This window comes from Streptomyces sp. NBC_01214, assembly GCF_026340975.1.
In the GTDB taxonomy this organism is placed as follows: Bacteria; Actinomycetota; Actinomycetes; order Streptomycetales; family Streptomycetaceae; genus Streptomyces.
Map to the genome: position 1 here is coordinate 210,699 of NZ_JAPEOS010000001.1, position 22,960 is coordinate 233,658.

Genomic DNA, 22,960 nt, shown 5'->3' on the forward strand with positions numbered 1-22,960 from the left:
GGGGCTCGGTCAGCGGCGGCTCCGGATTCCCCGGCACGGATTCATACACACGTTCGCTCACATCAAAAACGATCGTAGCAACAGTGAGCGTATTACGCTGGCACGCATGACGACGGAGAGCGTGGAGGTACGGCGCGGTCTGCCCGAAGGGGCCGCCGTGCGCGTCGCCGAACTGTACTGGGAGGCCTTCGGGGGAAAGCTGGGCCGCGCGCTCGGCCCGGCGGAGGCCGGACGGCGGTTCATCGCCGGGCACCTGCACGCGGACCGGGCGGTGACCGCGCTGTCCGGCGCCCCCGGCCGGGGCGGCCGGGTGGTCGGCGTGGCGGGCTACCAGCTGGCCGGACGCGGCCTGGTCGGCGGCGACGCGGCCGCGGTCAGGGCCCAGTACGGGCGGTTCCGGGGCCTGTACCGGGTGTTCCTACTGGCCCTGCTGGGGCGCGTCCCGGCCCGCGGCGAGCTGGTCATGGACGGCATCGCCGTGGACCCCGCCGAACGGAGCCGGGGCATCGGCGGTCTGCTGCTGCGGGAGATCGAGGCGATCGCCGCGGAGCAGCGGTGCCGGCGGATCCGGCTGGACGTGGTCGCGGAGAACCCGCGGGCGCGGGAGCTCTACGAAGAGCACGGCTTCCGGGCGGTACGGGTGCGGCGCACGCCCTGGCTGCGGGACGTGCTGGGATTCGGGGGCGTGACGACGATGCACAAGGAGGTGGCGGCGCGATGAGCGGGATCCCCACGCGGATGGTGGTGCACGCGCTGGTCCGGGAGGACGGGACGGTCGCGGGCGAAGAGCTGTACGAGGTCGCCGGCCTGCTCGAGATGACCGACCAGCAGGTGCGGCTGTGCGTGAAGCGGCTGGTGACCGAGGGCCGGTTCACGGTGGAGGGGCGCGGCCGGCGGGCCGTGCTCCGCTTGGCGGGAGCGGAGCCGGGGGCCGGGCTGCCGCTCGTACCGGAAGTGGAGTTCGTCCGGCACGCCTACCGGCAGGACCGGGGGCTGGAGCCGTGGGACGGGCTCTGGCACGCCTTCGCCTTCGCCGTACCGGAATCCGCGCGGGCCGCCCGGGACTCCCTGCGGGACGCGCTGACCGGGCTGGGGGCGGCGCCGGTCCAGGGCGGCCTGTACGTCACGCCGAACGCGATCGCGCCGTACGTACGGGCGCACGCGGCGGAGCTGGGCCTGTCGGAGGCGCTGACCTGCCTGAGCACCCGGGACCTGGCGGTGGGCAGCACCTCGGACCCGCGCGCCCTGGCGGAGCGGCTGTGGCCGCTGCCGGAGATCGCGGCCCGGTACGGGGAGCTCCGCGCGCTCGCGGAGCAGCCGGCCCTGCCCGGCCGGGCCGCCGGGCTGGCGCACGCCGTGACCCTGGCCGCCGCCTTCTCCGCCGCGATGCTCCCCGATCCGCTGCTCCCGCCGGAACTGCTGCCGCAGCCGTGGCCGGGGACGACGGCCCGGGCGGCGGCGTCGGAGGCCTGGGCCAAACTGGGGGCCGCCGCCCCGGCTTCCGGGCCCCGGCTGTTCCGCCTGTACGGCGAGGCCCTGGCCTGACCCGGCGCGGGTGCCGGGGACCGACCCCCGCCCCGTCCACATCATGGACAACTACGCTCGTTTCATGAACGCAGAAGCCGACGCCCTCGCCGCCGTGAAAGACGCTGACCGGAAGCACGTCTTCCATTCATGGTCGGCGCAGGAGCTCATCGATCCGCTCGCCGTGGCCGGCGCCGAGGGCTCGTACTTCTGGGACCACCAGGGCAATCGCTTCCTCGACTTCTCCAGCGCCCTCGTCTACACGAACATCGGCTACCAGCACCCGAAGGTCACCGCGGCCATCCAGGAGCAGGCGGCCAAGCTGTGCACGGTCGCGCCCGGCTTCGCCGTCGACGTGCGCTCCGAGGCGGCCCGGCTGATCGCCGAGCGCACCCCCGGCGACCTCGACAAGATCTTCTTCACCAATGCCGGTGCCGAGGCCGTGGAGAACGCCGTCCGCATGGCCCGGCTGCACACCGGCCGGCCCAAGGTGCTGTCCGCGTACCGCTCGTACCACGGCGCCACCTCCACCGCGATCAACCTGACGGGCGACGCCCGCCGCTTCGGCAACGACTCCGCGACCGCCGGTGTCGTGCACTTCTGGGGGCCGTTCGCCTACCGCTCGCCCTTCTACGCGGCCACCGAGGCCGAGGAGTGCGAGCGGGCCCTGCGCCACCTGGAGGACACCATCGTCTTCGAGGGGCCGCAGTCCATCGCCGCGATCATCCTGGAGACCGTCGGCGGCGCCCCGGGCGTGCTCGTGCACCCGGACGGCTACCTGGCCGGCGTGCGCGCGCTGTGCGACCGCTTCGGCATCGTCTTCGTCCTGGACGAGATCATGGTCGGCTTCGGGCGCACCGGTACGTGGTTCGCCTCCGAGCACTGGGACGTGACCCCCGACCTGATCTGCTTCGCCAAGGGCGTGACCAGCGGATACCTCCCGCTCGGCGGGGTCGCCATCTCGGCCGCCATCGCCGAGACCTTCGCCCGCCGGCCCTACCCGGGCGGGCTCACGTACTCCGGGCACGTGCTGGCCTGCGCGGCCGCCGTCGCGACGATCAACGTCATGGAGGAGGAGGGCGTCGTCGAGCAGTCCGCACGCACCGGCGCCGACCTCCTCGGGCCCGGCCTGCGCGCGCTCGCCGAGCGACACCCCTCGGTCGGGGAGGTCCGCGGGCTCGGCACCTTCTGGGCCCTGGAGCTGGTGCGGAGCAAGGAGACCCGCGAGCCGCTGGTCCCGTACAACGCCTCCGGGGCGGAGAACGCCCCGATGGCCGAGTTCGGGGCCGCCTGCAAGAAGGGCGGGCTCTGGCCACTGATCGCCGGCAACCGGATCCACATCGCGCCGCCGTGCAACATCTCACCGCAGGACGTCGCCAAGGGGCTGGAGATCCTCGACGAAGCCCTCTCCGTCGCGGACGCACACACGGCCTGACCTGTACGGATGCACGGTCGCCCAATCCGTGGGTGCCTGTCTTGGACGTTCCGCGCCATTCCGAACACCACGTGAACGTGCTGGAATCCGAGAGAGCACCTACGGACCGGGATGCACGTCAGTCCCGGGGCGGTCCTCCGTGACCGAACGGCGGGGAGCGGGCCGACCGCTGGACGCCGGGCGTACGGGATCCAGTCAGTCGGACTCCGTGTACCCGAAGGAATACAGCCATGAGCAAGCACGTCCTCGCGCAGAACCAGTACGGCAAGGCCGAGAACCGCATCGTCAAGGTCACCCGCAAGGGATCCGACGGGTCGTGGCACGAGATCCGCGACCTCAACGTCTCGGTCGCGCTCCGCGGCGAATTCCGCGATGTCCACCTCACCGGCGACAACGCCAACTGCCTGCCGACCGACACCACCAAGAACACGGTGTACGCCTTCGGCAAGGAGCACGGCATCGACTCCCCCGAGGCCTTCGGCATCCTGCTCGCCAAGCACTTCGTCTCCTCGCAGCAGCCGATCCGCGAGGCCCAGATCCGCATCGAGGAGTACGGGTGGGACCGCATCCCGGTCCCCACGCGCAAGGAGCAGCACTCCTTCGTCCGCAAGGGCCAGGAGGTGCGCACCGCGCAGATCACCTACAGCGAGACGACGGGCCTCCAGGTCATCTCGGGCCTGAAGGACCTGACGGTGATGAACTCGACCAACTCCGAGTTCCACGGCTACATCAAGGACGAGTACACGACCCTCCAGGAGGCGTACGACCGCATCCTGGCGACCAAGGTCACCGCGCGCTGGGCGCACTCGGCGCTGGCCGCCGACGACGCCGGCTACGACTGGGACCAGGCGTACAAGAAGGTCCGCAAGAACCTGCTGGAAGCCTTCGCGGAGACGTACTCGTACTCGCTGCAGCAGACCCTGCACCAGATGGCCGAGCGGGTGCTCGACAACTGCGCCAAGGTCAACGAGGTGCGCCTGAACCTCCCCAACAAGCACCACTTCCTCGTCGACCTGGAGCCCTTCGGCCTCAAGAACGACAACGAGGTGTACTTCGCGGCGGACCGGATGTACGGCCTGATCGAGGGCACCATCCACCGCGACGGCGTGCAGCCGGTGATCGCGACGTCCGACTGGATCGTCGCCTGACGCCCGGGTGAGCGCCCGTTCGGCCCGGACCGCGTCGCGGGGTCCGGGCCGAATCGTTTCACCCACGCGGCGGGCTACGGCTCGCCCTACGCCTGCCCGGCCGGTGGCCGCTCGTCCTGCGGCTGCCCGACCAGCAGGTTCCAGCGCCCCGCCCGCCCGGTGAGGGTGGTCACCGACTCCGGCCGCACGTCGAGCCGCCAGAAGGCCGCCGCGGGCAGCTCCAGGGCGTGCACCACGGCCGCCCGGACGACGGCCTGCTCGACCACCAGCCGGTGCGTTCCCTCGGCCAGGCCCGCCAGCTCCGCGCCGACGCGCGCGATCAACGCGTCCACGGACTCCCCGCCCGGTGGCGCGTACGCGGGATCCGACAGCCAGGCGTGCACGGCCGCCGGGTCCCGGCCCGCCACCTCGTCCAGGGTGCGACCGGCCCATTCGCCCGTGGCCAGACCGCGCAGCCCCGCGTGGCCCGGGCACGGCCGGGCGTGACCGAAGCGGCCCTGTCGGGCGGCTGCGTCCAGCGGGAAGCTGATGAGTCGAACTCGTACCAACGGGGTCTTCATAAGGGGAGCGTAAGCGCGGTACGGTCACAAATGGTTCAATTGACTTACGACGGAACGACGGAAGCACCGGTGAGAATCCGGCACGGTCGCGCCACTGTGAAACCTCCCGGAGGGGGAGGAAAGTCAGACCCGCCACCGTCGTAGCGAGCACCACTGACCGGGACGCGTGTTCCCTCTGGAGGTTCTGCCATGGCCCACTCCGCCGTGCCCACGACGAACTCACCCGTCATCGCCCCCATCTCGCTCTCCGCGCTGGCCCCCTGGGCCGTGTTCGTCGGCATCCTCATGCTCGTCCTGCTGTACTTCGTCGGCGCCGAGCAGGGCGCCACCTCGGTCTTCGAAGGGGAGACCATCCACGAGTGGCTGCACGACGGCCGCCACCTGCTCGGGTTCCCCTGCCACTGATTCCCCTGCCACCGACCGACGTCTCAGCAAGGGAACAGATCGATGACTTCCACTTCTCCGGGTGGGGTCTCCCCCCGCACCCTGCTCGTCCGCGGCATGCTCGCCGGCCTGCTGGCCGGCGTGGCCGCCTTCCTCGTCGCCTACCTCCTCGGTGAGTCCAAGGTGGACGCGGCGATCGCCATCGAGGAAGCCGCCGCGGCCGGTCACGACCACGGCGAGGACGCACCGGTCAGCCGCGCCCTCCAGGCCACGGCCGGACTCGGCACCGGCGTCCTGCTCTACGCGGTGGCGCTCGGCGGCATCGCCGCGCTCGTCTACTGCTTCGCCCTGGGCCGCATCGGCCGCTTCGGCCCGCGGGCCACGGCCGCACTGGTCACTGGCGGTCTGTACGTCACCGTGACGCTGGTGCCGTTCTTCAAGTACCCCGCCAATCCCCCCGCCGTGGGCGATCCCGGGACCGCCGCCCGGCGGACCGCCCTCTACCTCCTGATGATCGCCCTGAGCGTGCTGCTGGCGGCCGGGGCGCTGATCCTCGGGCGACGGCTCGCACCGAAGCTCGGCAACTGGAACGCGTCGGTCGTCGCCGGCGCCGCCTTCGTCTTGGCCATCGGCCTCTCGTACGCCCTGTTGCCCGGTATCAACGAGGTCCCCGTCGGCTTCCCCGCCGCGCTGATCTGGGACTTCCGCCTCGCGTCCCTGGCCATCCAAACGGCACTGTGGACGACTTTCGGCCTCGCTTTCGGTTTTCTAGCCGAACGAGCCCTTGTGCCCGCCCCCGCACCCAAGGAGGCTGTGCAGCCGACGAGTTGAGCACGAGGGGGCCGGTAGTACATGGCGACGGCGATCAGGCAATGGCGGGGCTGGACGGGCGCGGCCCCGTTCTGGCTGAACTCGCTCCTGCTGCTGCTGGCCCCCTGCTGCGCCGTGACGCTCTTCGGCCAGATCGGGATCATCGCCGCGCTGGCCGCACTGGGCGGCCTGGCCCGCCACCTCTGGTACGGCGACTACGGCCACCCCGCCATGCACCTGGCCGGGGCGCTGATGGGAGCGGGCACGGCCGCCTTCGTCATGTGTGGTTAGGGGCGTCGGACCCCTCACCCGTTCGGGCGCATGGGCGCCACCCCGGGCATCCGGCGGGCGGACCCTTCGCGAACTGCGAAGACTCCCCGATCGGGCGACGACACGCCCGTGACGCCATGTCAGTCCGCCGTGTTGCACGGGGTAACGACGGGCAGAGGAGGTGTCCACTGCTCACATGACCCGGCCGCCCGAGCCGGACTGGAGGGAATCCCATGCCCCGCGCCAAGTGGGCCGTCGCTTCGCTGACGGTGGTTCTGCTGTCCACCGGCATCGTGGTGTTGCAACGGACCGAGGGTGCCCGGCCCGCGGCCGTGACCACCGACGACGCGCTGCCCTCCCGGGCGTTGGGACTGTCGGGCCACCGCCGTCTGGTGCGGGAGCTGGAGCAGTCCGGCGAACACACCCCCGGCACGGGGGCCCGGTCGCCGAGGACCGCCCCCGGGCCGCTGCGGGCGGTCACCGGACCCCTGCGGGCCGCGCGGCCCCTGCGGTTGCGCATCCCGTCCCTGGGCGTGGACCTGCCGCTGACCGGTGGCCGTGCGGAGGTGGCCTGGGACACCGGGGGTCCGGCGCCGGGTGCGGCCGGGATCGCGGTGGTGACCGTGGAAGGGCTTCGCCTCGGCGAGTTGCGGCGGGGCCGGACCATCGAGATCCCCCGAGCGGACAGCCGTACGGCCGTGTTCACCGTCGTACGGATCTCACCGGGCAGGGCCTCGGGCCACGAGGGCGCGCCCGACCGGGCCCAACTGCGGCTGGTCGGCGGCGAGACCGCCGTGCTGGCCCGGCTGACCGGGCAGCGCCGTACCCACTGAGACCACCGGATCGGGTGGCGGTGTGTCAGCCGAGGGGGGTGTCTTCGTCCCCCGGTCGGGGGCTTCTCGGGGTCCACCCGGGAGTCGTTCGGCGTGGCGGGGCAGACCCCTCGCATGAGCGGCGGGAGGCACCACGCGCGTTCGGCACTGGCCAGGGCTCTGACCGTGGCCTGTGTCGTGTTGCTGTGCGTCTTCGGCGCCGGTCCGGCCGGCGCCGAAGCAGCCGAGTTCCGCCCCTCCCCCTCCGCGCCCGCCGTGCCCGCCGCGCCGGGCGTCCCCGCCGAGTCCCCCGAGCCCGGCGAGGGCCAGTCCGATCCGGCTCCGGCCCCTGATCCCGAGGCGCGGGCGGCCGTACGGACGGCCGCGCGCGGACTGTCCGGCGTACGGCGGGCACCGCTCGCGGTGTTTCACGTGGAACATGCGGCGGCCCCCGCGTGCGGGCCCGCCGCGGAGGCGGCCGAACCGGCCCTGTCCCGGCGGACGGTGCGGAGCGTGGTGCTGCGCTGCTGAGCGGACCGACGTCCGCACGCAGCCCCCACACCACCCCCTGAGCACCGTGAGGTTCCGCCATGCCCATCGACCCGTACGCCGCACTGAACGCCATGCTCCGCGCCGAGGTCACCCGGTTCTCCCCGCCGGTCCGGCAGACCGAGCCGGCCGCGTCGCCGAAGACCACGGCCACCGTCGCGGCCGCCGCTACGGCCACAGCCACAGCCACGGCCACGGCCGTCGAGGCCGAGAGCGAACCTCAGCCGACCGCCCCCGCGGATTCGGGCGCGTAAGAACCGCGCGGACGCGGCAGGAGCGCCGGGGGTACCGGCGCTCCTGTCCGTCCCGGCCGTGCGACCGGCTCAGTCCTCGTGCGTGTAGTAGCGGTAGAACGCCGCCGCACCGACGCCCGCGGCGACGGCGAGGCCCACCACCACGGACTTGAGGATCGACTGGTCGGTGAGGCTGTGCAGGTAGCCCACCGCGATGCCGCCGAAGGCTCCGTAGGCGGCGGCGTGGACCTCGCGCATCATCCGGGGACCGACCCTGGCCAGGCCGAACATGACCGCTGCGAAGATCACGCCGCACAGGATCCCGTAGAAGACGTTGGCCGTGGTCACCGGACCCGCCTGGCGCTCGATGAAGGCGGCCCAGAATCCGTACACGAGTCCGAGGAGCACGGGCCCCACGAACGCGCTCTTGTGCAGGTGGGCCTTGCTCGCGCCCTGCCGTCGCCGCCCGAGGGCGCTGGGTGCCGCATGTGCCATGACGGGCTCCTCTCTCCCATCATCCAGGGCACACCCGCCGCCCCCGGGCGGCAAGTGGATCAGCGGTCAGGGCGTGCGCACGGCCACCGCGTCGATCTCGAAGAGCATGTCGGGCAGGGCCAGCGCGGCGACGCCGATCAGGGTCTGGGCGGGCAGTTCGGTCCCCCAGGTGGCGTGCAGCTGCCCCAGCAGGACCTCCAGCTTCTGCTGGTCGTGGCCGACGACGTAGGTGCCGATGCGGACCACGTCACAGGGGCCGAGGCCGACGGCCGCGAGGGCGGTACGGAGGTTGGCGAAGGCCTGCTCGACCTGGTCGGCGAAGTCCCCGGAGACGACGTGGCCGTGCTCGTCGGAGCCGTACTGGCCGGCTATGAACACCTGCTCGCCGGGGGCGGAGACGATGTGGCTGTAGCCGTAGCCGGTCGGGGTGTGGAGTCCTGCCGGGTTGATGATGCTGCGCGTCATGCCGAGCTCCCTTGTTCCGTTTCCGTACGGGTGGTGCGCTGTGGTGCGGTGCGCGCGGTGCGGTGCGCGGGGTGCGGTGCGCGGGGTGCGGTGCTCCGTGGTGCTCCGTGGTGCGGCTACCGCGCGGCGAGCCAGGCACGGAGCCGCTCGGGGGCCTCGGGGGCCTGCCGTTCGGCCTGTTGCCGGATCTCGTCGAGGTTCTGGGCCGCCAGTGCCCTGCGCCAGGCCAGTTCGGCCCGCGTCATGGCGTGCGCGATGGCGCAGTCCGCTGTGGAGGCGGCTGGGGCAGCCCCTCCGGGCCCCTGCTGTCGGATCTCCGCGCACCGGAAGGCCTCCTCGGGCCCTTCGACGGCGGCGACCACGTCCATGAGCGAGATGGCGTCGAGCGGGCGGGCCAGCCGGAAGCCGCCCTTGGGGCCCGGGGTGGAGGTGACGATGCCCGCCCGGGCCAGCGCCTGGAGCTGCTTGTTGAGGTAGGCCGCGGGCAGGTCGTGCCAGGCGGCGAGACGGGCCGCCGATACGGCGCGGTCCGGGCCGCTCCAGGCCAGGTTGACGCAACTGTGCAGCGCCCACTCGACGCCCTCACTCATCTTCATATTCTGGATATTAAATGTCCAGGATGCGCGCCGCAAGGGTGCCTCGCCGCCCGACGACCCACCACCCGCCCGCAGCAACACCGCTCGCGCCCGGCCCCGCGTCCGCATTCCCTGGTGACGTGCGCACCATCCTGTCGACGGTACTCATCGTGCTCGTGGCCCTCCTGGTGCCCGCGAGCGCCGTCGCGTACTGGGCCGACCGCGAACTGGGCAACGCCGACCGGTACACCGCCGCCATGTCCCCCCTCGCCGAGAACCCGAAGGTGCAGGAGGTCGTCGTCACCCAGGTCACCCGCGCCCTCGCCGGCCAGATCGACGCGGGCCCCTTCCAGATCGGCGTGGACACCCTGCTCGGCGAGGCCCTGCACTCCTTCGCCGGCACCGCCGCCTACCGGACCGCCTGGGACGCGGCCAACCGCGCCGCCCACGTCGCGTTCCTCGACGCGCTCACCACCGGCCACGGCGACGCCCTCACCATCGACCTCGCACCCGTCATCGCGCAGGTCAGGGGCGACCTCGTCGCCGACGAAGTGCCCTTCGCCGACCGCATCCCGGTGACCCACCTGACCGTGAAGGTCATGGAGTACGACAACCTCGCCGCTCTCCGGAAGGGCTTCCACATGCTCCAGGTCGCCGGTGTCTGGCTCCCCCTCCTGACCCTGGTCCTGGCCGCGGCGGCCATCGCCGTCGCCGTCCACCGACGGCGCGCCGTCATGGCCACCGGAGTGGGGCTGGCGGTCGGGGCCGGATTGCTGTGGCTCGCGGTGGACGTGTGCCGCCGGCTCACCCTGGACGACCTGCCCGCCGACATCGACCGGCCCGCCGCCGGGGCGGTGTACGACGCCCTCACCGCGTACCTGCGCACCACCGCCTGGGTGGTGCTGGCGATCGGGCTCGCCGCCGCACTCGCCGCATGGGTGATGGGCCGACTACGCCGCACCCCATAAGCTCGGAAGGTACCAACACGCACAGAAGCATGCAGAAGATCACAGAAGAACCGATTCGCGAGCGGCGGGCACGGAAGCGGGAATGAGCACCGAACGCACCGAACACATATCGTCGCGGCGAGCCCGGCACCATCCGCTGGCTCCGCCCTCTTGGCTGCTCAACGGGCTGAAGCCCAGTGCCGCACCGATCCCGTGGGCCGCCGTGGCCCGGGCCTCGGTCGCGATGTCCGTCCCGCTCGCCGTCGGCTTCGCCCTCGACGAGCCCGAATACGGCGCACTCGCCTCCATGGGCGCCCTCGCCGGAGTCATCGGCGACACCGCCGACGCCTACCGGATGCGCGTCCTGAACATCGCCGTCCCCCAGCTCTTCGGCGCCGTCGGCGTGGCACTGGGCACCCTGGTCTACGGGCACGGCTGGCTGGCCGTCGGAGCGCTCACCCTCATCGCCCTCGTCTCCGGGATGATCTCCTCCATCGGCACGGTGGCCTCCGTGTCCGGACTGCTGCTCCTGCTCAACGCCGTGATCGGCGCCGGACTGCCGCTGCCCGAACCCTGGTGGACGGCCCCGCTGCTGTTGACCGCGGGCGGGCTGTTCGTCCTTGCGCTGAGCCTGCTGGGCTGGCCGCTGCGCCGCCGGCAGCCGGAGCGCAGCGCCGTCGCCGACACCTACCGGGCCCTGGCCGACGCCCTGGAGGCCGCCGGCGTGCCCGGCGCCCTCTACGAGGAGCGCCGGCAGCAGGTCACCCAGGCCATCAACCACGCCTACGACCTCGTGCTCGGTCGCCGGGCCCGGGTGCACGGGCGCAGCCCCTCGCTGGTGCGGCTGCTGGCCCAGCTCAACGTCGTGATCCCGCTGGTGGAGGCCGCGCCGGCCGCGCACCTGCGCGGCCGGCCGCTGCCCCCCGAGATCCCGGCGGCCGTACGGGAACTGGCCGACGCCGTCGAGGAGGGCCGCACCGGAACCCCCGTACTGGAGCTGCCCGCCGCGCAGACCCCGGCCGAACGGGCCGTCGACGCGGCCCTGCGCCACGCCGCGAAGATCGTGTACCTCGCCCGGCCGGACCTCGACAACGTGGACGACCGGCTGGGCCGACCCGCCGCCCTGCGGGTGCGCGCCCGGCGGGCGGTGCGCGACATGGTGCTGTCCCGGGCCTCCTGGCGGTACGGCCTGCGGCTCGCGCTGTGCATCGGGATCGCGCAGTCCCTCGTATCGGTGATCGAGTTCGAGCGGTCCTACTGGGTCGCGCTGACCGTCACCTTCGTCCTCAAGCCCGACTTCGGTTCGGTGTTCTCCCGGGCCGTACTGCGCGCGCTCGGCACCGCGGGCGGACTGGTCATCGCGGCCGCCGTGCTCGCCGAGGTGCCGCGCGGCTGGTGGGACGTCCCCGTGATGGTGGTGCTGGCCGGGCTGATCCCCGCCTTCTCCGCCAAGGGGTACGCCTTCCAGACCGCCGCGATCACCCCGGTGATCCTGCTCCTCTCGGACCTGCTCAACCACCAGGGCTTCGACCTGATCCGGCCCCGGCTGGTGGACAGCCTGATCGGCTGCGCGATCACCCTCGTCTTCGGGTACCTGCTGTGGCCCGAGAGCTGGCACACCCGGATCGGGGACCGGCTCGCCGACACCGTGGACGACGCCGCCCGCTACGTGGAACGGGCCTTCGCGCCGGTGGCCGACGAGGCCGCGCACGCGGTGGCACGGACCACCCGCCTCCAGGCCCGGCGGCGCATCTACCGGGACCTGTCGGGCGTGCGCAGCGAGTTCCAGCGGGCGCTGACCGAGCCGCCGCCAACCGGGGCGCGGGCCGCCGCCTGGTGGCCGCTGGTGGTCGCCGTCGAGCGGATCGTAGACGCCACCACCGCCGCGCGGGTCCGGGTCAACCACGGCGCGGCCCCGCCCCCCGCCGAGGAGGTGGGGTCGATCGCGCGGCAGCTCCGCGAGCTGGCCGTGCGGGTGCGCAGCAGCAGCATCCCGGTACGGGTCGAGGCGGGGCCGCCGGGCGAGCCGACGAGCGTGCTGGCCCCGGTCCACCAGGAGATCGCGGCGGCCCTGGCCATCGCCCGGCCGGAGTCCTGACCCACCGCCGCGTCCCGACCCGCCGCCGCGCCCGGGAAGGGCGTCCCCCGAATGGGTCGGCTCCCGGGCCGGGCGGGGGCGGACGGGGCAGCATCGGAGCATGCACCGCGTCCCTGCCGTGATGGTCCTCGCCGTACTCCTCGCGGGGTGCGCCGATGTGGAGGGGCTACAGAGCGAGGGCGACCTCGGCACGGTGCACGCCCCGAAGAGCCTGTGGAAGGACGTCCGCCCCGACCCGCCCGCCCCCGACCAGAGGCCGGGCACGGCCGCCGTGGTCCCGGGGCTCCCCAAAGTGGCCGACCTGAGCATGCGCGGGGTGGACGCGCTGTCCGTCGTACGCGCCGACATCACCTCCGCCGCCGAGCAGGACGGCGGGACCGGCCGACTCGTCGACCCGCGGGCCGTCCAGCGGCTCGCGCTCTGCACACAGGCTGTGGACGGCGGCCCCGACTGCCCGGTGCGCCCCGCGGTCCTGCACGACCTGACGGGCAACGGCCGGGAGGAGCTGATCACCGCCCTGGACGTCGACGGCCGGGTCAGCGAGCTGCGCGTCTACACCGTCCAGGACGACGGGAACATCGCCCGGATCCTGTCCCGGCGCGCGGTGCTGGAGGGCGTGGAGGTGGCCGCCGAGCACTTGGCGGTCCGCGAGCCCACGACCAACCCCGACCACGTCGCCGTCTCCGACTACGTGTGGGACCCGAAGGCCGGGATCATGAACCTGTCCCAGCTCACCCTCGACGACTGTCCGGCGCGCACCCAGGACCCGACGAGCGGGGACGGGGCGCGATGCGCGCGCTGAGCAGCCTGCGCTGGAAGATCGCACTGACCACCACCATGGTGTGCTGCATGGTCGCCGCCGCACTGGGCATCTTGGTGCACAACGTGGTCGCCCGGCAGATGGTCGGAGAGGTCCGCAAGGCCGCCGCCACCGAGCTGGAGCACGCCCTGGGCCACTACGAGTACGGCACCGCGCACGGTGACGTGAACGCCGCGTTCGACCCGCCCGACCTGCCCCGGCGCCTGCGCGAGCTCGTCGCCAGCGGCCAGACCGGCAGCATCGTCGGCGAGCACGGGGGAAAACCCGTCATGTGGGCGGCCGGGCCCGCCGACGACAAGGCCCTCGCGGTGTGGTTGCCCTTCGGGAGCACCCGGGAGCGGCTGCGGGACATCGACACCGCGATCCTCGCCTCCGCGATCCTCGCGGCCGGTCTGGTCGCGCTGGCCGGCCTGTTCCTCGCCGACCGGATCAGCCGGCGGCTCGCGACCACGGCCGCCGTCGCCCGCCGGATCAGCGCCGGGGACCTGGACGCCCGGGTGAACTTCCCGGCCGAGGGGGACGATCCGGGGCCGGGCGGCTCCCGCGACGAGGTCCGGGACGTGGCGCACGCGCTGGACTCGATGGCGAGCTCGCTCCAGGGCCGGCTGGAGGCGGAGAAGCGCTTCACGGCGGACGTCGCGCACGAGCTGCGCACCCCGCTCACCGGTTCGCTGGCCGCGGCGGCGCTGCTGCCCGAGGGCCGCCCCAAGGAAATGATCAACAACCGGCTGAAGGCCCTGCACCTGCTGACCGAAGACCTGCTGGAGATCTCCCGGCTGGACTCGGGCGTCGAACGGGCCGACCTCGCCCGGGTGGAGCTCGGCCGGGCAGTGGAACGGGCGGTCGCCGCGGCCGCGGCGACCGGGAGCGTCGCCGCACCGGAGGCCGGGCCGGCCACTTCGGTACGGGTGGTCCAGGACATGGTGGTGGTCACCGACCGGCGGCGGCTGGACCGGATCCTCGCCAACCTGCTGACCAACGCCGGCAAACACGGCAGGCCACCCATCGAGGTGACCGTGGAGGGACCGGTGGTCGTGGTCCGCGACCACGGGCCCGGCTACCCGCCCGAACTGATCGAGCAGGGACCGCAGCGGTTCCGCACCGGAGACCCGGGCCGCGGGCGCGGCCACGGCCTGGGCCTGGGCCTCACGATCGTGATGGGGCAGGCGGCCGTGCTGGAGATCGTGGTGGGCTTCGCCAACGCCCCCGACGGGGGCGCGGTGACGACGCTCCGGCTCCCCGTCGGCAGGGTGCCGTAGGGGAATTGAGCGACTTGAGCCATGTGGATGCCCGAGGGGCATGTTTCACGTGAAACATGCCCCTCGGGTCAACTGGACCGATCAGACGCCGATGTTGCGGCCGTCCTTGCGCCAGACGGACACGACCGCCGGGCGGACGATCTTGCCGGGGCCGTCGGGCCACACCGACTGCGGCTTCTCGACGGACGCGCCGTCGATCTCGCCCGGGTGCTGGACGGAGACGAGGACGCGCTTGTCCTGGATGAGCGGGCCGCAGGTCTCGGCGCCGCGCGGAACGGTCAGGAACTGCTTCAGCTCACCGCGGCGCTCACCGGCCGTCGCGACGCCGAACAGGCCGTCGTGGGAGCCGAGCTGATTGCCGTCCGTGGAGATCCACAGGTTGCCGTGCGGGTCGAAGGCCACGTTGTCCGGGCACGAGATCGGACTGACCTTGTCCTTGGGGAAGCCCGCGAAATAGGTCGCCGGGTCGTTCGGGTCACCGGCGACCAGGAAGAGCCGCCAGGCGAAACCGTCGCTCGCCGGGTCGTCGAAGTTCTCGGCGAGCTCCAGGATCTGGCCGTGCTTGTTCAGGTTGCGCGGGTTGGCCTCGGTGGCGCCTTCCTTGCCCGGCTTGCCGCGGTCGGTGTTGTTGGTCAGCGCGATGTAGACGCGACCGGTGCGCGGGGAGGGCTCGACGTCCTCGGGGCGGTCCATCTTCGTGGCGCCCACCTTGTCGGCGGCCTGGCGCGTGAAGACGTACACCTCTTCGGCGGTCATGCCCTCGACGTGCGAGACGTTGCCGGTGGCCAGCTTGATCCACACGCCGGAGCCGTCGAACTCGCCGTCGGAGGGGAGCTTGCCGGTGCCGTCGAGCTCGGCGGCCGGGGAGTCACCGGTGAGCTTGGCGACGTAGAGGGTGCCCTCGTCGAGCAGCGTGAGGTTGTGCTCCTTCGCGGCGCGCGAATTGCCCTTCTTCATCCGCTTCGACGAGACGAACTTGTAGAAGTAGTCGAAGCGCTCGTCGTCGCCCATGTAGACGACCGGACGGCCGTCCTCGGTCAGGCGGGGCTGCGCGGCCTCGTGCTTGAAGCGGCCGAGCGCGGTGCGCTTGCGCGGGACCGAGTGCGGGTCGTACGGGTCCAGCTCGACGACCCAGCCGAAGCGGTGCGACTCGTTGGGCTCCTGCGCCACGTCGAAGCGCTTGTCGAACCGCTCCCACTTGCGCTCGGTGGCACCGGAGGTCACGCCGTAGCGCTTCAGGCGGGCGGCGGCGGTCGGGTCGGTGACCTGGCCGGCGTTGCCGAAGTACTGGTTGAAGTTCTCCTCGCCGTGGAGGGTGGTGCCCCACGGGGTGGTGCCGCCGGCGCAGTTGTTGAGCGTGCCGAGCACCTTGGTGCCGGTGGCGTCGACGGAGGTCTTCAGCAGGCTGCTGCCCGCGGCCGGGCCCGTCAGCTTGAACTCGCTGGTGGCGGTCAGCCGGCGGTTGAGCTGGTGGCGGCTGATCGCGGTGAGCTTGCCGCTGCGGTGGTCCTCCTGGACGGCAACCACGGACAGGCCGTGCGCGGCCCACGCGATCTCGACCTGCTCGCGGGTCGGGTTGGCCGGGTCGTACGCCTTGAACATGAGGTTCTCGTCCGTGTACTCGTGGTTGGCCACGAGCAGCTGCTGGCGCTCGTAGTCGCCGCCGAGCGGGAGGAGGCTCAGGAAGTCGTTGTTGTAGCCGAACTGACCGGCCTGCGCAGCGGCGGTCTGCTTGTCGGCGTTGAAGCCCGGGGCACCCTTGATGATCGGGTCGCCCCAGCGGATCACCACGTTCTGCTCGTGGCCCTCGGGAACGGTGACCTTGTCGTCGGTGTTCGGCGCGACGGCCTTGAAGCGCAAGCCCCGGGCGGCCTCGCCGCCCTTGCCCGCGCCGGCCGCGGCGTCATCGACGGCGGGGGTGGCGTTGGCGGTCTGCCCCGGGCCGCTGAACGCCACGGCGGAACCGGCCGCGGTGGCGACCGTCACGACGGCGGCGGAGCGCAGCATCGCGCGGCGGGAGTAGGCGCGGGCTATGACATCGCCGACGTACTCGTTGTCGCTGGTGTTCGGCACCTCGTGGAAGCAGGCGTCGCCACAGCGGTAACGACAGGTGAGAGCGGACCGGCCGCTCCCATGCGGGTTGCCGATGAACGGCAGAAGCTTGCGCACGAGTGTCCTCCGAGTAGCTGCGTGGGCGCCGACAACGCGTCGGTACGATCCAGCCGCGACGGTAGGCCCGGGTTGCGCCGAAGCGGCGGCGCGGGGATGAACGCTCGGTGAACCCGGCACGTCGGAGCGGCAGTTCACTGAGCGTGTGCGGGTGGGTGGGAGCCGGGCGCCACGAAAGGCGCCCCTGCCGAAGATCCAGCCGGGCGGCCGATAACCTTACGTGTCCACTCTGGGCAGGGATCATCCGCGCAGCACGGACAAATGACGCACGCACACATGCGAAAGGCCTGGCCCATGGGTATTCGGAGCTTGTTGCGCAAGGTATTCGGACGGTCCGCGGAATCCGTTCCGGAGACTACGGACACCCCTTCGGCCGCTGTCCCGAACCAGGCGGAACGGACCCCTCTGGACGTCGCCGCCGAACTGGTGGCGGCGTCCTTCGACAACCCCACGGTTCCGCCGCAGTCCACCGCGCGCGACCGTGAACCGGGCACGGTCCTCACGGCCGCCGCCCAGGCGGCGGACCCCACGGTCCCGGAAGCCCGTCGCCCGTCGACTCCGGCGGTCCAGCAGGACACCCCCGCCCCGGCCGCACCCCCGGCGCAGGACCAGCCCGACCCGGCTACCGCCGAAGCCCCCACGCCGGAGCCGGTCGCCGCCGCCCCCGCCGCTGCTGCCGTCGCCGAGCAGCCGGAGGCCGACCCGGCTACCGCCGAACCCACCACGCCGGAGCCGGTCGCCGCCGCTGCCGTTACCGAGCAGCCGGAGGCCGACCCGGCTACCGCCGAACCCACCACGCCGGAGGCGGAAGCGCAGGACGGGCCCGAGGCCCAGGCCGCCGCGCCGGAGACAGAGGCCGAACCGGCCGCCGCCACCGAGGCCCAGGCCGAGCCGGAGCCGGTCGCGGCCGCTGCGGACCAGCCCGTGGACGCCGAGGCCACCGCGCCGCAGGCGGAAGCCCAGGACGGGCCCGAGGCCCAGGCCGCCGCGCCGGAGACGGACGCCGAACCGGCCGCCGCCACCGAGGCCCAGGCCGAGCCGGAGGCGGTCGCCGCCAGCGCGGAGGCTGAGGCACCGCAGGCAGAGGCGGAGCCCGAGACCGCCGCCGAAGCCACCGCGCCGCAGGCGCAGGAGCCGGTCGCCGCCGCTGCGGACGAGCCCGACGCTGAGGCGCCGCAGGCAGAGGCGGAGCCCGAGGCCGCGCCGGAGGCAGACACTGCCCCCGCTGCGGAGCAGCCCGAGCCCGAGACCGCCGCCGAGGCCACCGCGCCGCAGGCAGAGGCTGAGCCGGCTGCCGCCGAAGTCACCGCGCCGGAGGCGCAGGAGGCGGTCGCCGCCGCTGCGGACGAGCCCGACGCCGAGGCGCCGCAGGCCCAGGCAGAGGCCGCTGCGAACGGGGCCGCCGCCGTGCGGCGGCGGGCTCCTGAGGTCGCCGCCGCGTACAAGGCCGCCGGACAGGTGCTCCGCGGCAAGGGGAAGACCGGGGCCCGGGCCAAGGTGTACCTCGTGCTGGACCGGTCCGGTTCGATGCGCGGGTTCTACAAGGACGGCAGCGCCCAGCACCTCGCCGACCACGCCCTCGCCCTCGCCGCCCACCTCGACGACGCGGCGACCGTGCACACCGTGTTCTTCTCCACGGAAGTGGACGGCACCGCCGACCTGACCCTCGACGGCTACGACGCCTCCTGGGTCGAAACCCGTCACGCCGAGCTCGGCCGGATGGGCCGCACCAGCTACCACGTGGCCGTCGAGGCCGTCCTGGAGCGCTACCAGAAGGACGGCGGCGAGGGCCCGGCCCTGGTCGTCTTCCAGACCGACGGCGCCCCCGACAACCGGCAGCCCGCCCGCCAGGCACTGACCGACGCCGCCACCGCGGCTCCGGGCGTCCACTGGCAGTTCGTGGCCTTCGGCGAGCACGACGCCAAGGCCTTCGACTTCCTGCGCAAGCTGGACGCCGAGAACGCCGGCTTCTTCCACGCCGGCCCCGCCCCCACCGAGCTGACCTCCGCCGCCCTGGTCAAGGGCATCCTGGAGCGGTTCTAGTACGGGCACGACACGAAGGCGGCGCCCCCCTCCGGCAAGGAGGGGGGCGCCGCCTTCGGCGTATCGGGGTCGGGGTCAGCCCCGCGGGGAACCGGCGTCCGGGGTGACCGCGTCGGAGACCGGCCGCTCCGCCGCCTTCGTCTCGACCGGCTTGCGCAGCGCGATGTTCAGCTCGCGCAGACGGGACTCCTCCAGCACCGTCGGCGCGCCCATCATCAGGTCCTGCGCGTTGCCGTTCAGCGGGAAGGCGATGGTCTCGCGGATGTTCGGCTCGTCGGCCAGCAGCATCACGATGCGGTCCACGCCCGGAGCGATGCCACCGTGCGGCGGGGCGCCCAGGCGGAACGCGCGGAGCATGCCCGCGAACTCGCGCTCGACGGTCTCGGCCTCGTAACCGGCGATCTCGAAGGCCTTCAGCATGACCTCGGGCTCGTGGTTGCGGATGGCGCCGGAGGACAGCTCGATGCCGTTGCAGACGATGTCGTACTGCCAGGCCAGGATGTCCAGCGGGTCCTTCTCCTCCAGGTCCTTCATCCCGCCCTGCGGCATGGAGAAGGGGTTGTGGGAGAAGTCGATCTTGCCGGTCTCCTCGTCCTTCTCGTACATCGGGAAGTCGACGATCCAGCAGAAGCGGAAGACGTTCTCCTCGAAGTGGCCGGCGCGCTTGGCCGCCTCGACGCGAACGCCGGACATGATCTTGGAAACCTCGTCGAAGTCACCCGCGCCGAAGAACACGGCGTGGCCGGGGACCAGGCCCAGGCGCTCGGTGAGGACCTTGACGTTTTCCTCGGTGAGGAACTTGGCGATCGGGCCGGTCAGCCCGCCGTCCTCGCCCACGCGCACCCAGGCCAGGCCCTTGGCGCCCAGCGAGATCGCGTACTCGCCGAGGCCGTCGAAGAACTTGCGCGGCTGCGCGGCGGTGTCCGGGACGGCCAGGGCACGCACGTGCTTGCCGGCGAACGCCTTGAACTCCGAGGCCTCGAACACGTCGGTGATGTCGACGAGCTCCAGCTTGGCGCGCAGGTCGGGCTTGTCGTTGCCGTACTTCAGCATCGACTCGCGGAACGGGATCCGCGGGAACGGCGAGGTGACCTCGCGGCCATTGCCGAACTCGGTGAAGAGCTCGGTCATCAGGCGCTCGATCGGCTGGAAGACGTCCTCCTGCTCGACGAAGGACATCTCCACGTCGAGCTGGTAGAACTCGCCCGGCGAGCGGTCGGCACGGGCGTCCTCGTCGCGGAAGCACGGCGCGATCTGGAAGTAGCGGTCGAAGCCGGAGATCATCAGCAGCTGCTTGAACTGCTGCGGCGCCTGCGGCAGGGCGTAGAACTTGCCCGGGTTCAGGCGGGACGGCACGACGAAGTCACGGGCGCCCTCGGGGGAGGTCGCGGTGAGGATCGGCGTCGCCATCTCGTTGAAGCCGAGGGCCACCATCTTCGAGCGGATCGACGCGATGACGGCCGAGCGCAGCATGATGTTGCGGTGCATGCGCTCGCGGCGCAGGTCGAGGAAGCGGTACTCCAGGCGCCGCTCCTCGTTCACCCCGTCGTCGGTGTTGATCGTGAACGGCAGCGGGGCGGCCGCGCCGAGCACCTCGACCGCGGAGACCTCGATCTCGATCTCGCCGGTCGGCAGCTCCGGGTTGACGTTGTCGGCGCCGCGGGAGACGACCTTGCCGTCGATGCGGACGACGGTCTCCTTGGTGACGCTGCTCAGCGCCTCGTTCGCCGCGGTGCCGGGCCGGGCGACCAACTGCGTGATGCCGTAGTGGTCACGCAGATCGATGAAGAGGATGCCGCCCAGGTCTCGACGGTTGTGCAGCCAGCCGCTCAGCCGGACGTCGGCGGCGACGTCAGAAGCGCGGAGCTCGCCGCAGGTGTGGGACCTGTACCGATGCATCAGTCATCCAGTTCTACGCGATACCAGGGTGGATTCAACCGTCCCAAGGTTACCGTCCGGGAAGGTGACGGGTCGGGCACTCCCTCCAGCCTGCGCAAATGCGTCCGCGGTCCGGGCGAACAGGCACGTACCGGATATGACCTGTAAAGATGGCCGAGTGCGCACCGAGGACGTTCTGGCCGCCATCGCGACCGGCCTGTGGCGATGGGACAACGCCTCCGGGACGGTCACCCTCGACGGTGAGGCCGCCCGACTGCTCGGGCTGCCCGCCGAACCGGTGGTGCTGCCGGAGGTCGCCGTGCGGTCCCGCTTCCACCCGGTGGACTGGAACGAGATCAACGGGATCGTGAACCTGGCCGTCGCCGAGGGCACCCTCGCCGAGGCCCGGCTGCGGATCATGGACGTCGACGGCCGGGTGCTGCGGACCGTGCGCAGCCGCTCCAAACCGGTGGCGAACCGGGCGCCAGGGGGGTCCCCCCGGACGGAGTCTGGGGGAGGAGCCACGGACTACGAGCTGATCGGCACCATCCAGGAGATCGCCGAGCCGCAGCCCGGCACCACGGCCGCCCACACCCCCATCACGGGCGACTGGCGGCGCTCCCGAGAGGCCTTCCTGCTGGACGCGGGGCGCGCGCTGGCGGAGGCGCGGTCCACGGCGGAGGTGCTGCGGGTCGCCGCCTCGCTGTCCATGCCCGGTTTCAGCCCGGACGGGCTGGCGGTCTTCGGCGTGGCCGGGGACCGGCTGTCGATCATCGGGCACCACGGGCACGATCCGGGGGACGAGGGTCCGTTCTCCGACATGCCGCTGGAGACGGACTACCCGGCCGCGGAGGTCGTTCGGACCGGCCGGGCGATCTACCTGCCCACCCCCGAGGACTACAAACGGCGCTTCCCGGCCTCCTGGCCGCTCGCCCAGCGCTTCGACCGGGTCTCCTGGGCCTTCCTCCCGCTGATCGTGGCCGGGCGGACCATGGGCGCCTGGATGGCCGCCTTCAAGCACCCGGCGTCCTTCTCCCCCGACGAGCGGTCCGTGCTGACGACCGTGGCCCGGATGCTGGCCCAGGCGCTCCAGCGCGCCGTGGTGGCCGAATCCGAGCGGGAGCTCACCACCGGTTTGCAGCGGTCGATGATGCCGCAGCTCGGCCCGGAGATCCCCGGCATGCGGATCGCGGCCCGCTACGTCCCGACGGGCGGCGGACTCCAGGTCGGCGGCGACTGGTACGACATGATCCCGCTGCCGTCGGGCAGGTTCGCGCTGGTCATCGGCGACGTGCAGGGCCACGACGTCCGGGCGGCCGGGCTGATGGGCCAGCTGCGGATCGCCGTACGGGCGTACGCGTCCGAGGGCCACCGGCCGGACGCGGTGCTCTCGCGCGCCTCCCGCTTCCTGGCCGGGCTGTGCTCCTCGCCGGAGTCCGACCCGTACGGGGACGACGGCGGCCGGGACTCCGACTTCCTGAGCCCGCGCTTCGCGACCTGCCTGTACGTGGAGTGCGATCCGAGGACCGGCATGCTGGAGGTGGCCCGCGCCGGCCACCCCGATCCCGCGATCCGGATGGCCGACGGCACCGTCCTGATGCGCCCCACCGCGGGCGGGCTGCCCCTCGGGATCGTCCCCGACACCGACTACCCCACCACCCGGTTCACCCTGGAGCCCGGCGAGACGATGATGCTCTGCACCGACGGGCTCATCGAGACCGGCGGGCACGACCTCGACACCGGTTGGGCGCGGCTGCGGGCGGTCCTGGAGTCCGACGCGCACGAGCACGCGCACGAGCACGCCTACGAGAACGCCTACGAGAACGCCTACGAGAACGCCTACGACGCGCCGGTACGGGAAGCGGCAACGGCCGCGGGACACGTCACGCCCCCGCACCTCGAAAGACTGGCCGACCTGCTGGTCCAGGCCGTTCACGGGCCGTCCTCGCACCACACCACCGGCCCGCTCGCCGACCGCCGCGAGGACGACATAGCCGTAGTGCTGCTGTGCCGGGAGAGCGCGGACCGCGGACCGGGCACCGCACTGCCGCACCCGGCCCGGCCCGTGCGCCGCACCGTACTGACCGTGGCACAGGTGGAGCCCGAACGGATCGCGGGCGTGCGGCAGCAGATCCGCGAGCTGCTGCACGACTGGGCCGACCCCGACCAGGTGGACTCGGCGGTGCTGATGGTCTCCGAGATGGTGACGAACGTACTGACGCACACCGACGGCGACGCCCTGCTGGTCGCGGAGGCGGTCGGCGAGCTGGGCGCGCGCCGGCTGCGCATCGAGGTCGCGGACGGCAGCGACGAGCTCCCGCACAAGCGGCAGCCGGGGGAGCTGTCCTCCAGCGGCCGCGGGGTGCTGCTGATGGAGATGCTCGCCGACGCGTGGGGCGTGGACCCGCGCGGCGAGGGCAAGTCGATCTGGTTCGAGCTGCACGAGCAGTCGAAGACGGACGCCGACCCGGTGTTCTGACCCTGGG

The 22,960-nt window shown here is 72.5% G+C and carries 22 protein-coding genes; 16 read left to right on the plus strand and 6 right to left on the minus strand.

All coding sequences use genetic code 11. From position 1 onward, the window contains the following. The first annotated feature begins 106 nt into the window (after nucleotides 1-106). The 4 genes from OG594_RS01085 (at nucleotide 107) to pucL (ending at nucleotide 4,107) form a co-directional block, all read left to right on the plus strand. Nucleotides 107-721, plus strand: coding sequence for an N-acetyltransferase (locus tag OG594_RS01085; protein WP_266594633.1), 615 nt, complete (start codon nucleotides 107-109; stop codon nucleotides 719-721). Next, nucleotides 718-1,545 carry a PaaX family transcriptional regulator C-terminal domain-containing protein gene (locus tag OG594_RS01090; protein ID WP_266594634.1) on the plus strand — a complete coding sequence of 276 codons (828 nt, stop codon included), beginning with the start codon at nucleotides 718-720 and terminating at the stop codon, nucleotides 1,543-1,545. The genes OG594_RS01085 and OG594_RS01090 overlap by 4 nt, the downstream gene beginning before the upstream one ends. A 64-nt stretch (nucleotides 1,546-1,609) precedes the next feature. Next, complete coding sequence (locus OG594_RS01095) at nucleotides 1,610-2,959, plus strand: aspartate aminotransferase family protein (RefSeq protein ID WP_266594635.1); 1,350 nt, start codon at nucleotides 1,610-1,612, stop codon at nucleotides 2,957-2,959. 230 nt (nucleotides 2,960-3,189) lie between these two features. Continuing rightward, nucleotides 3,190-4,107, plus strand: a complete 918-nt coding sequence (pucL, locus tag OG594_RS01100) for a factor-independent urate hydroxylase (RefSeq protein WP_266594636.1) — start codon at nucleotides 3,190-3,192, stop codon at nucleotides 4,105-4,107. An 86-nt stretch (nucleotides 4,108-4,193) separates the two neighbouring features. On the opposite strand, the gene OG594_RS01105 is transcribed toward pucL, so the two are convergent. Beyond that, complete coding sequence (locus OG594_RS01105; protein WP_266594637.1) at nucleotides 4,194-4,667, minus strand: histidine phosphatase family protein; 474 nt, start codon at nucleotides 4,665-4,667, stop codon at nucleotides 4,194-4,196. 189 nt (nucleotides 4,668-4,856) lie between these two features. Here OG594_RS01105 and OG594_RS01110 point away from each other — a divergent pair, with 189 nt between their 5' ends. The 6 genes from OG594_RS01110 (at nucleotide 4,857) to OG594_RS01135 (ending at nucleotide 7,746) form a co-directional block, all read left to right on the plus strand. Beyond that, nucleotides 4,857-5,072: a CbtB domain-containing protein gene (locus OG594_RS01110; RefSeq protein WP_030016542.1), complete on the plus strand. Its 216-nt coding sequence runs from the start codon at nucleotides 4,857-4,859 to the stop codon at nucleotides 5,070-5,072. A gap of 42 nt (nucleotides 5,073-5,114) precedes the next feature. Beyond that, nucleotides 5,115-5,882 (plus strand): CbtA family protein, encoded by a 768-nt coding sequence (locus OG594_RS01115; RefSeq protein WP_266594638.1) that lies wholly within the window; start codon nucleotides 5,115-5,117, stop codon nucleotides 5,880-5,882. A 21-nt stretch (nucleotides 5,883-5,903) separates the two neighbouring features. Further along, entirely contained in the window at nucleotides 5,904-6,152 is a 249-nt protein-coding gene (locus tag OG594_RS01120; RefSeq protein ID WP_150258423.1) for a hypothetical protein, read from the plus strand. Nucleotides 6,153-6,364: 212 nt separating this feature from the next. Continuing rightward, on the plus strand, nucleotides 6,365-6,964 hold the full coding sequence (locus OG594_RS01125; RefSeq protein WP_266594639.1) for a class F sortase: 600 nt from the start codon (nucleotides 6,365-6,367) through the stop codon (nucleotides 6,962-6,964). A 114-nt stretch (nucleotides 6,965-7,078) separates the two neighbouring features. After that, nucleotides 7,079-7,474, plus strand: coding sequence for a hypothetical protein (locus OG594_RS01130; RefSeq protein WP_266594640.1), 396 nt, complete (start codon nucleotides 7,079-7,081; stop codon nucleotides 7,472-7,474). A gap of 59 nt (nucleotides 7,475-7,533) precedes the next feature. Beyond that, nucleotides 7,534-7,746 (plus strand): hypothetical protein, encoded by a 213-nt coding sequence (locus tag OG594_RS01135; protein WP_266594641.1) that lies wholly within the window; start codon nucleotides 7,534-7,536, stop codon nucleotides 7,744-7,746. A gap of 69 nt (nucleotides 7,747-7,815) precedes the next feature. Here the strand turns inward: OG594_RS01135 and OG594_RS01140 are convergent, their stop codons facing one another. From OG594_RS01140 to OG594_RS01150, 3 genes are all read right to left on the minus strand, one after another. After that, nucleotides 7,816-8,220 carry a hypothetical protein gene (locus tag OG594_RS01140; RefSeq protein ID WP_266594642.1) on the minus strand — a complete coding sequence of 135 codons (405 nt, stop codon included), beginning with the start codon at nucleotides 8,218-8,220 and terminating at the stop codon, nucleotides 7,816-7,818. A gap of 66 nt (nucleotides 8,221-8,286) precedes the next feature. Further along, nucleotides 8,287-8,685, minus strand: a complete 399-nt coding sequence (locus tag OG594_RS01145) for a RidA family protein (RefSeq protein WP_266594643.1) — start codon at nucleotides 8,683-8,685, stop codon at nucleotides 8,287-8,289. Between the two features lie 116 nt (nucleotides 8,686-8,801). Continuing rightward, nucleotides 8,802-9,275: an Rrf2 family transcriptional regulator gene (locus OG594_RS01150; protein WP_266594644.1), complete on the minus strand. Its 474-nt coding sequence runs from the start codon at nucleotides 9,273-9,275 to the stop codon at nucleotides 8,802-8,804. 125 nt (nucleotides 9,276-9,400) lie between these two features. On the opposite strand from OG594_RS01150, the gene OG594_RS01155 reads away from it, so the two are divergent. From OG594_RS01155 to OG594_RS01170, 4 genes are all read left to right on the plus strand, one after another. After that, a complete protein-coding gene (locus OG594_RS01155) occupies nucleotides 9,401-10,228 on the plus strand; it encodes a hypothetical protein (RefSeq protein WP_266594645.1) in 828 nt (275 codons plus the stop codon). Between the two features lie 82 nt (nucleotides 10,229-10,310). Beyond that, entirely contained in the window at nucleotides 10,311-12,305 is a 1,995-nt protein-coding gene (locus tag OG594_RS01160; protein ID WP_266594646.1) for an FUSC family protein, read from the plus strand. Nucleotides 12,306-12,405: 100 nt separating this feature from the next. Continuing rightward, the gene (locus tag OG594_RS01165) at nucleotides 12,406-13,107 is read left to right on the plus strand and encodes a hypothetical protein (protein WP_266594647.1); all 702 of its coding nucleotides are present in this window, start codon (nucleotides 12,406-12,408) and stop codon (nucleotides 13,105-13,107) included. Then, the gene (locus tag OG594_RS01170) at nucleotides 13,095-14,384 is read left to right on the plus strand and encodes a HAMP domain-containing sensor histidine kinase (RefSeq protein ID WP_266594648.1); all 1,290 of its coding nucleotides are present in this window, start codon (nucleotides 13,095-13,097) and stop codon (nucleotides 14,382-14,384) included. The genes OG594_RS01165 and OG594_RS01170 overlap by 13 nt, the downstream gene beginning before the upstream one ends. Before the next feature lie 81 nt (nucleotides 14,385-14,465). On the opposite strand, the gene OG594_RS01175 is transcribed toward OG594_RS01170, so the two are convergent. Beyond that, nucleotides 14,466-16,553 carry a PhoX family phosphatase gene (locus OG594_RS01175; RefSeq protein ID WP_266594649.1) on the minus strand — a complete coding sequence of 696 codons (2,088 nt, stop codon included), beginning with the start codon at nucleotides 16,551-16,553 and terminating at the stop codon, nucleotides 14,466-14,468. A gap of 294 nt (nucleotides 16,554-16,847) precedes the next feature. On the opposite strand from OG594_RS01175, the gene OG594_RS01180 reads away from it, so the two are divergent. Then, nucleotides 16,848-18,596, plus strand: a complete 1,749-nt coding sequence (locus OG594_RS01180; protein WP_266594650.1) for a VWA domain-containing protein — start codon at nucleotides 16,848-16,850, stop codon at nucleotides 18,594-18,596. A gap of 75 nt (nucleotides 18,597-18,671) precedes the next feature. On the opposite strand, the gene aspS is transcribed toward OG594_RS01180, so the two are convergent. Further along, entirely contained in the window at nucleotides 18,672-20,495 is a 1,824-nt protein-coding gene (gene aspS / locus OG594_RS01185) for an aspartate--tRNA ligase (RefSeq protein ID WP_266594651.1), read from the minus strand. 157 nt (nucleotides 20,496-20,652) lie between these two features. On the opposite strand from aspS, the gene OG594_RS01190 reads away from it, so the two are divergent. Beyond that, nucleotides 20,653-22,953 (plus strand): SpoIIE family protein phosphatase, encoded by a 2,301-nt coding sequence (locus tag OG594_RS01190; RefSeq protein WP_266594652.1) that lies wholly within the window; start codon nucleotides 20,653-20,655, stop codon nucleotides 22,951-22,953. Nucleotides 22,954-22,960: the final 7 nt, after the last annotated feature.

Coding starts and splice junctions, on each gene's coding strand:
- OG594_RS01085 (WP_266594633.1), top strand. CDS start 107: ATGACGACGGAGAGCGTGGAGGTACGGCGCGGTCTGCCCGAAGGGGCC.
- OG594_RS01090 (WP_266594634.1), top strand. CDS start 718: ATGAGCGGGATCCCCACGCGGATGGTGGTGCACGCGCTGGTCCGGGAG.
- OG594_RS01095 (WP_266594635.1), top strand. CDS start 1,610: ATGAACGCAGAAGCCGACGCCCTCGCCGCCGTGAAAGACGCTGACCGG.
- pucL (WP_266594636.1), top strand. CDS start 3,190: ATGAGCAAGCACGTCCTCGCGCAGAACCAGTACGGCAAGGCCGAGAAC.
- OG594_RS01105 (WP_266594637.1), bottom strand. CDS start 4,667: ATGAAGACCCCGTTGGTACGAGTTCGACTCATCAGCTTCCCGCTGGAC.
- OG594_RS01110 (WP_030016542.1), top strand. CDS start 4,857: ATGGCCCACTCCGCCGTGCCCACGACGAACTCACCCGTCATCGCCCCC.
- OG594_RS01115 (WP_266594638.1), top strand. CDS start 5,115: ATGACTTCCACTTCTCCGGGTGGGGTCTCCCCCCGCACCCTGCTCGTC.
- OG594_RS01120 (WP_150258423.1), top strand. CDS start 5,904: ATGGCGACGGCGATCAGGCAATGGCGGGGCTGGACGGGCGCGGCCCCG.
- OG594_RS01125 (WP_266594639.1), top strand. CDS start 6,365: ATGCCCCGCGCCAAGTGGGCCGTCGCTTCGCTGACGGTGGTTCTGCTG.
- OG594_RS01130 (WP_266594640.1), top strand. CDS start 7,079: ATGAGCGGCGGGAGGCACCACGCGCGTTCGGCACTGGCCAGGGCTCTG.
- OG594_RS01135 (WP_266594641.1), top strand. CDS start 7,534: ATGCCCATCGACCCGTACGCCGCACTGAACGCCATGCTCCGCGCCGAG.
- OG594_RS01140 (WP_266594642.1), bottom strand. CDS start 8,220: ATGGCACATGCGGCACCCAGCGCCCTCGGGCGGCGACGGCAGGGCGCG.
- OG594_RS01145 (WP_266594643.1), bottom strand. CDS start 8,685: ATGACGCGCAGCATCATCAACCCGGCAGGACTCCACACCCCGACCGGC.
- OG594_RS01150 (WP_266594644.1), bottom strand. CDS start 9,275: ATGAGTGAGGGCGTCGAGTGGGCGCTGCACAGTTGCGTCAACCTGGCC.
- OG594_RS01160 (WP_266594646.1), top strand. CDS start 10,311: ATGAGCACCGAACGCACCGAACACATATCGTCGCGGCGAGCCCGGCAC.
- OG594_RS01165 (WP_266594647.1), top strand. CDS start 12,406: ATGCACCGCGTCCCTGCCGTGATGGTCCTCGCCGTACTCCTCGCGGGG.
- OG594_RS01170 (WP_266594648.1), top strand. CDS start 13,095: ATGCGCGCGCTGAGCAGCCTGCGCTGGAAGATCGCACTGACCACCACC.
- OG594_RS01180 (WP_266594650.1), top strand. CDS start 16,848: ATGGGTATTCGGAGCTTGTTGCGCAAGGTATTCGGACGGTCCGCGGAA.
- aspS (WP_266594651.1), bottom strand. CDS start 20,495: ATGCATCGGTACAGGTCCCACACCTGCGGCGAGCTCCGCGCTTCTGAC.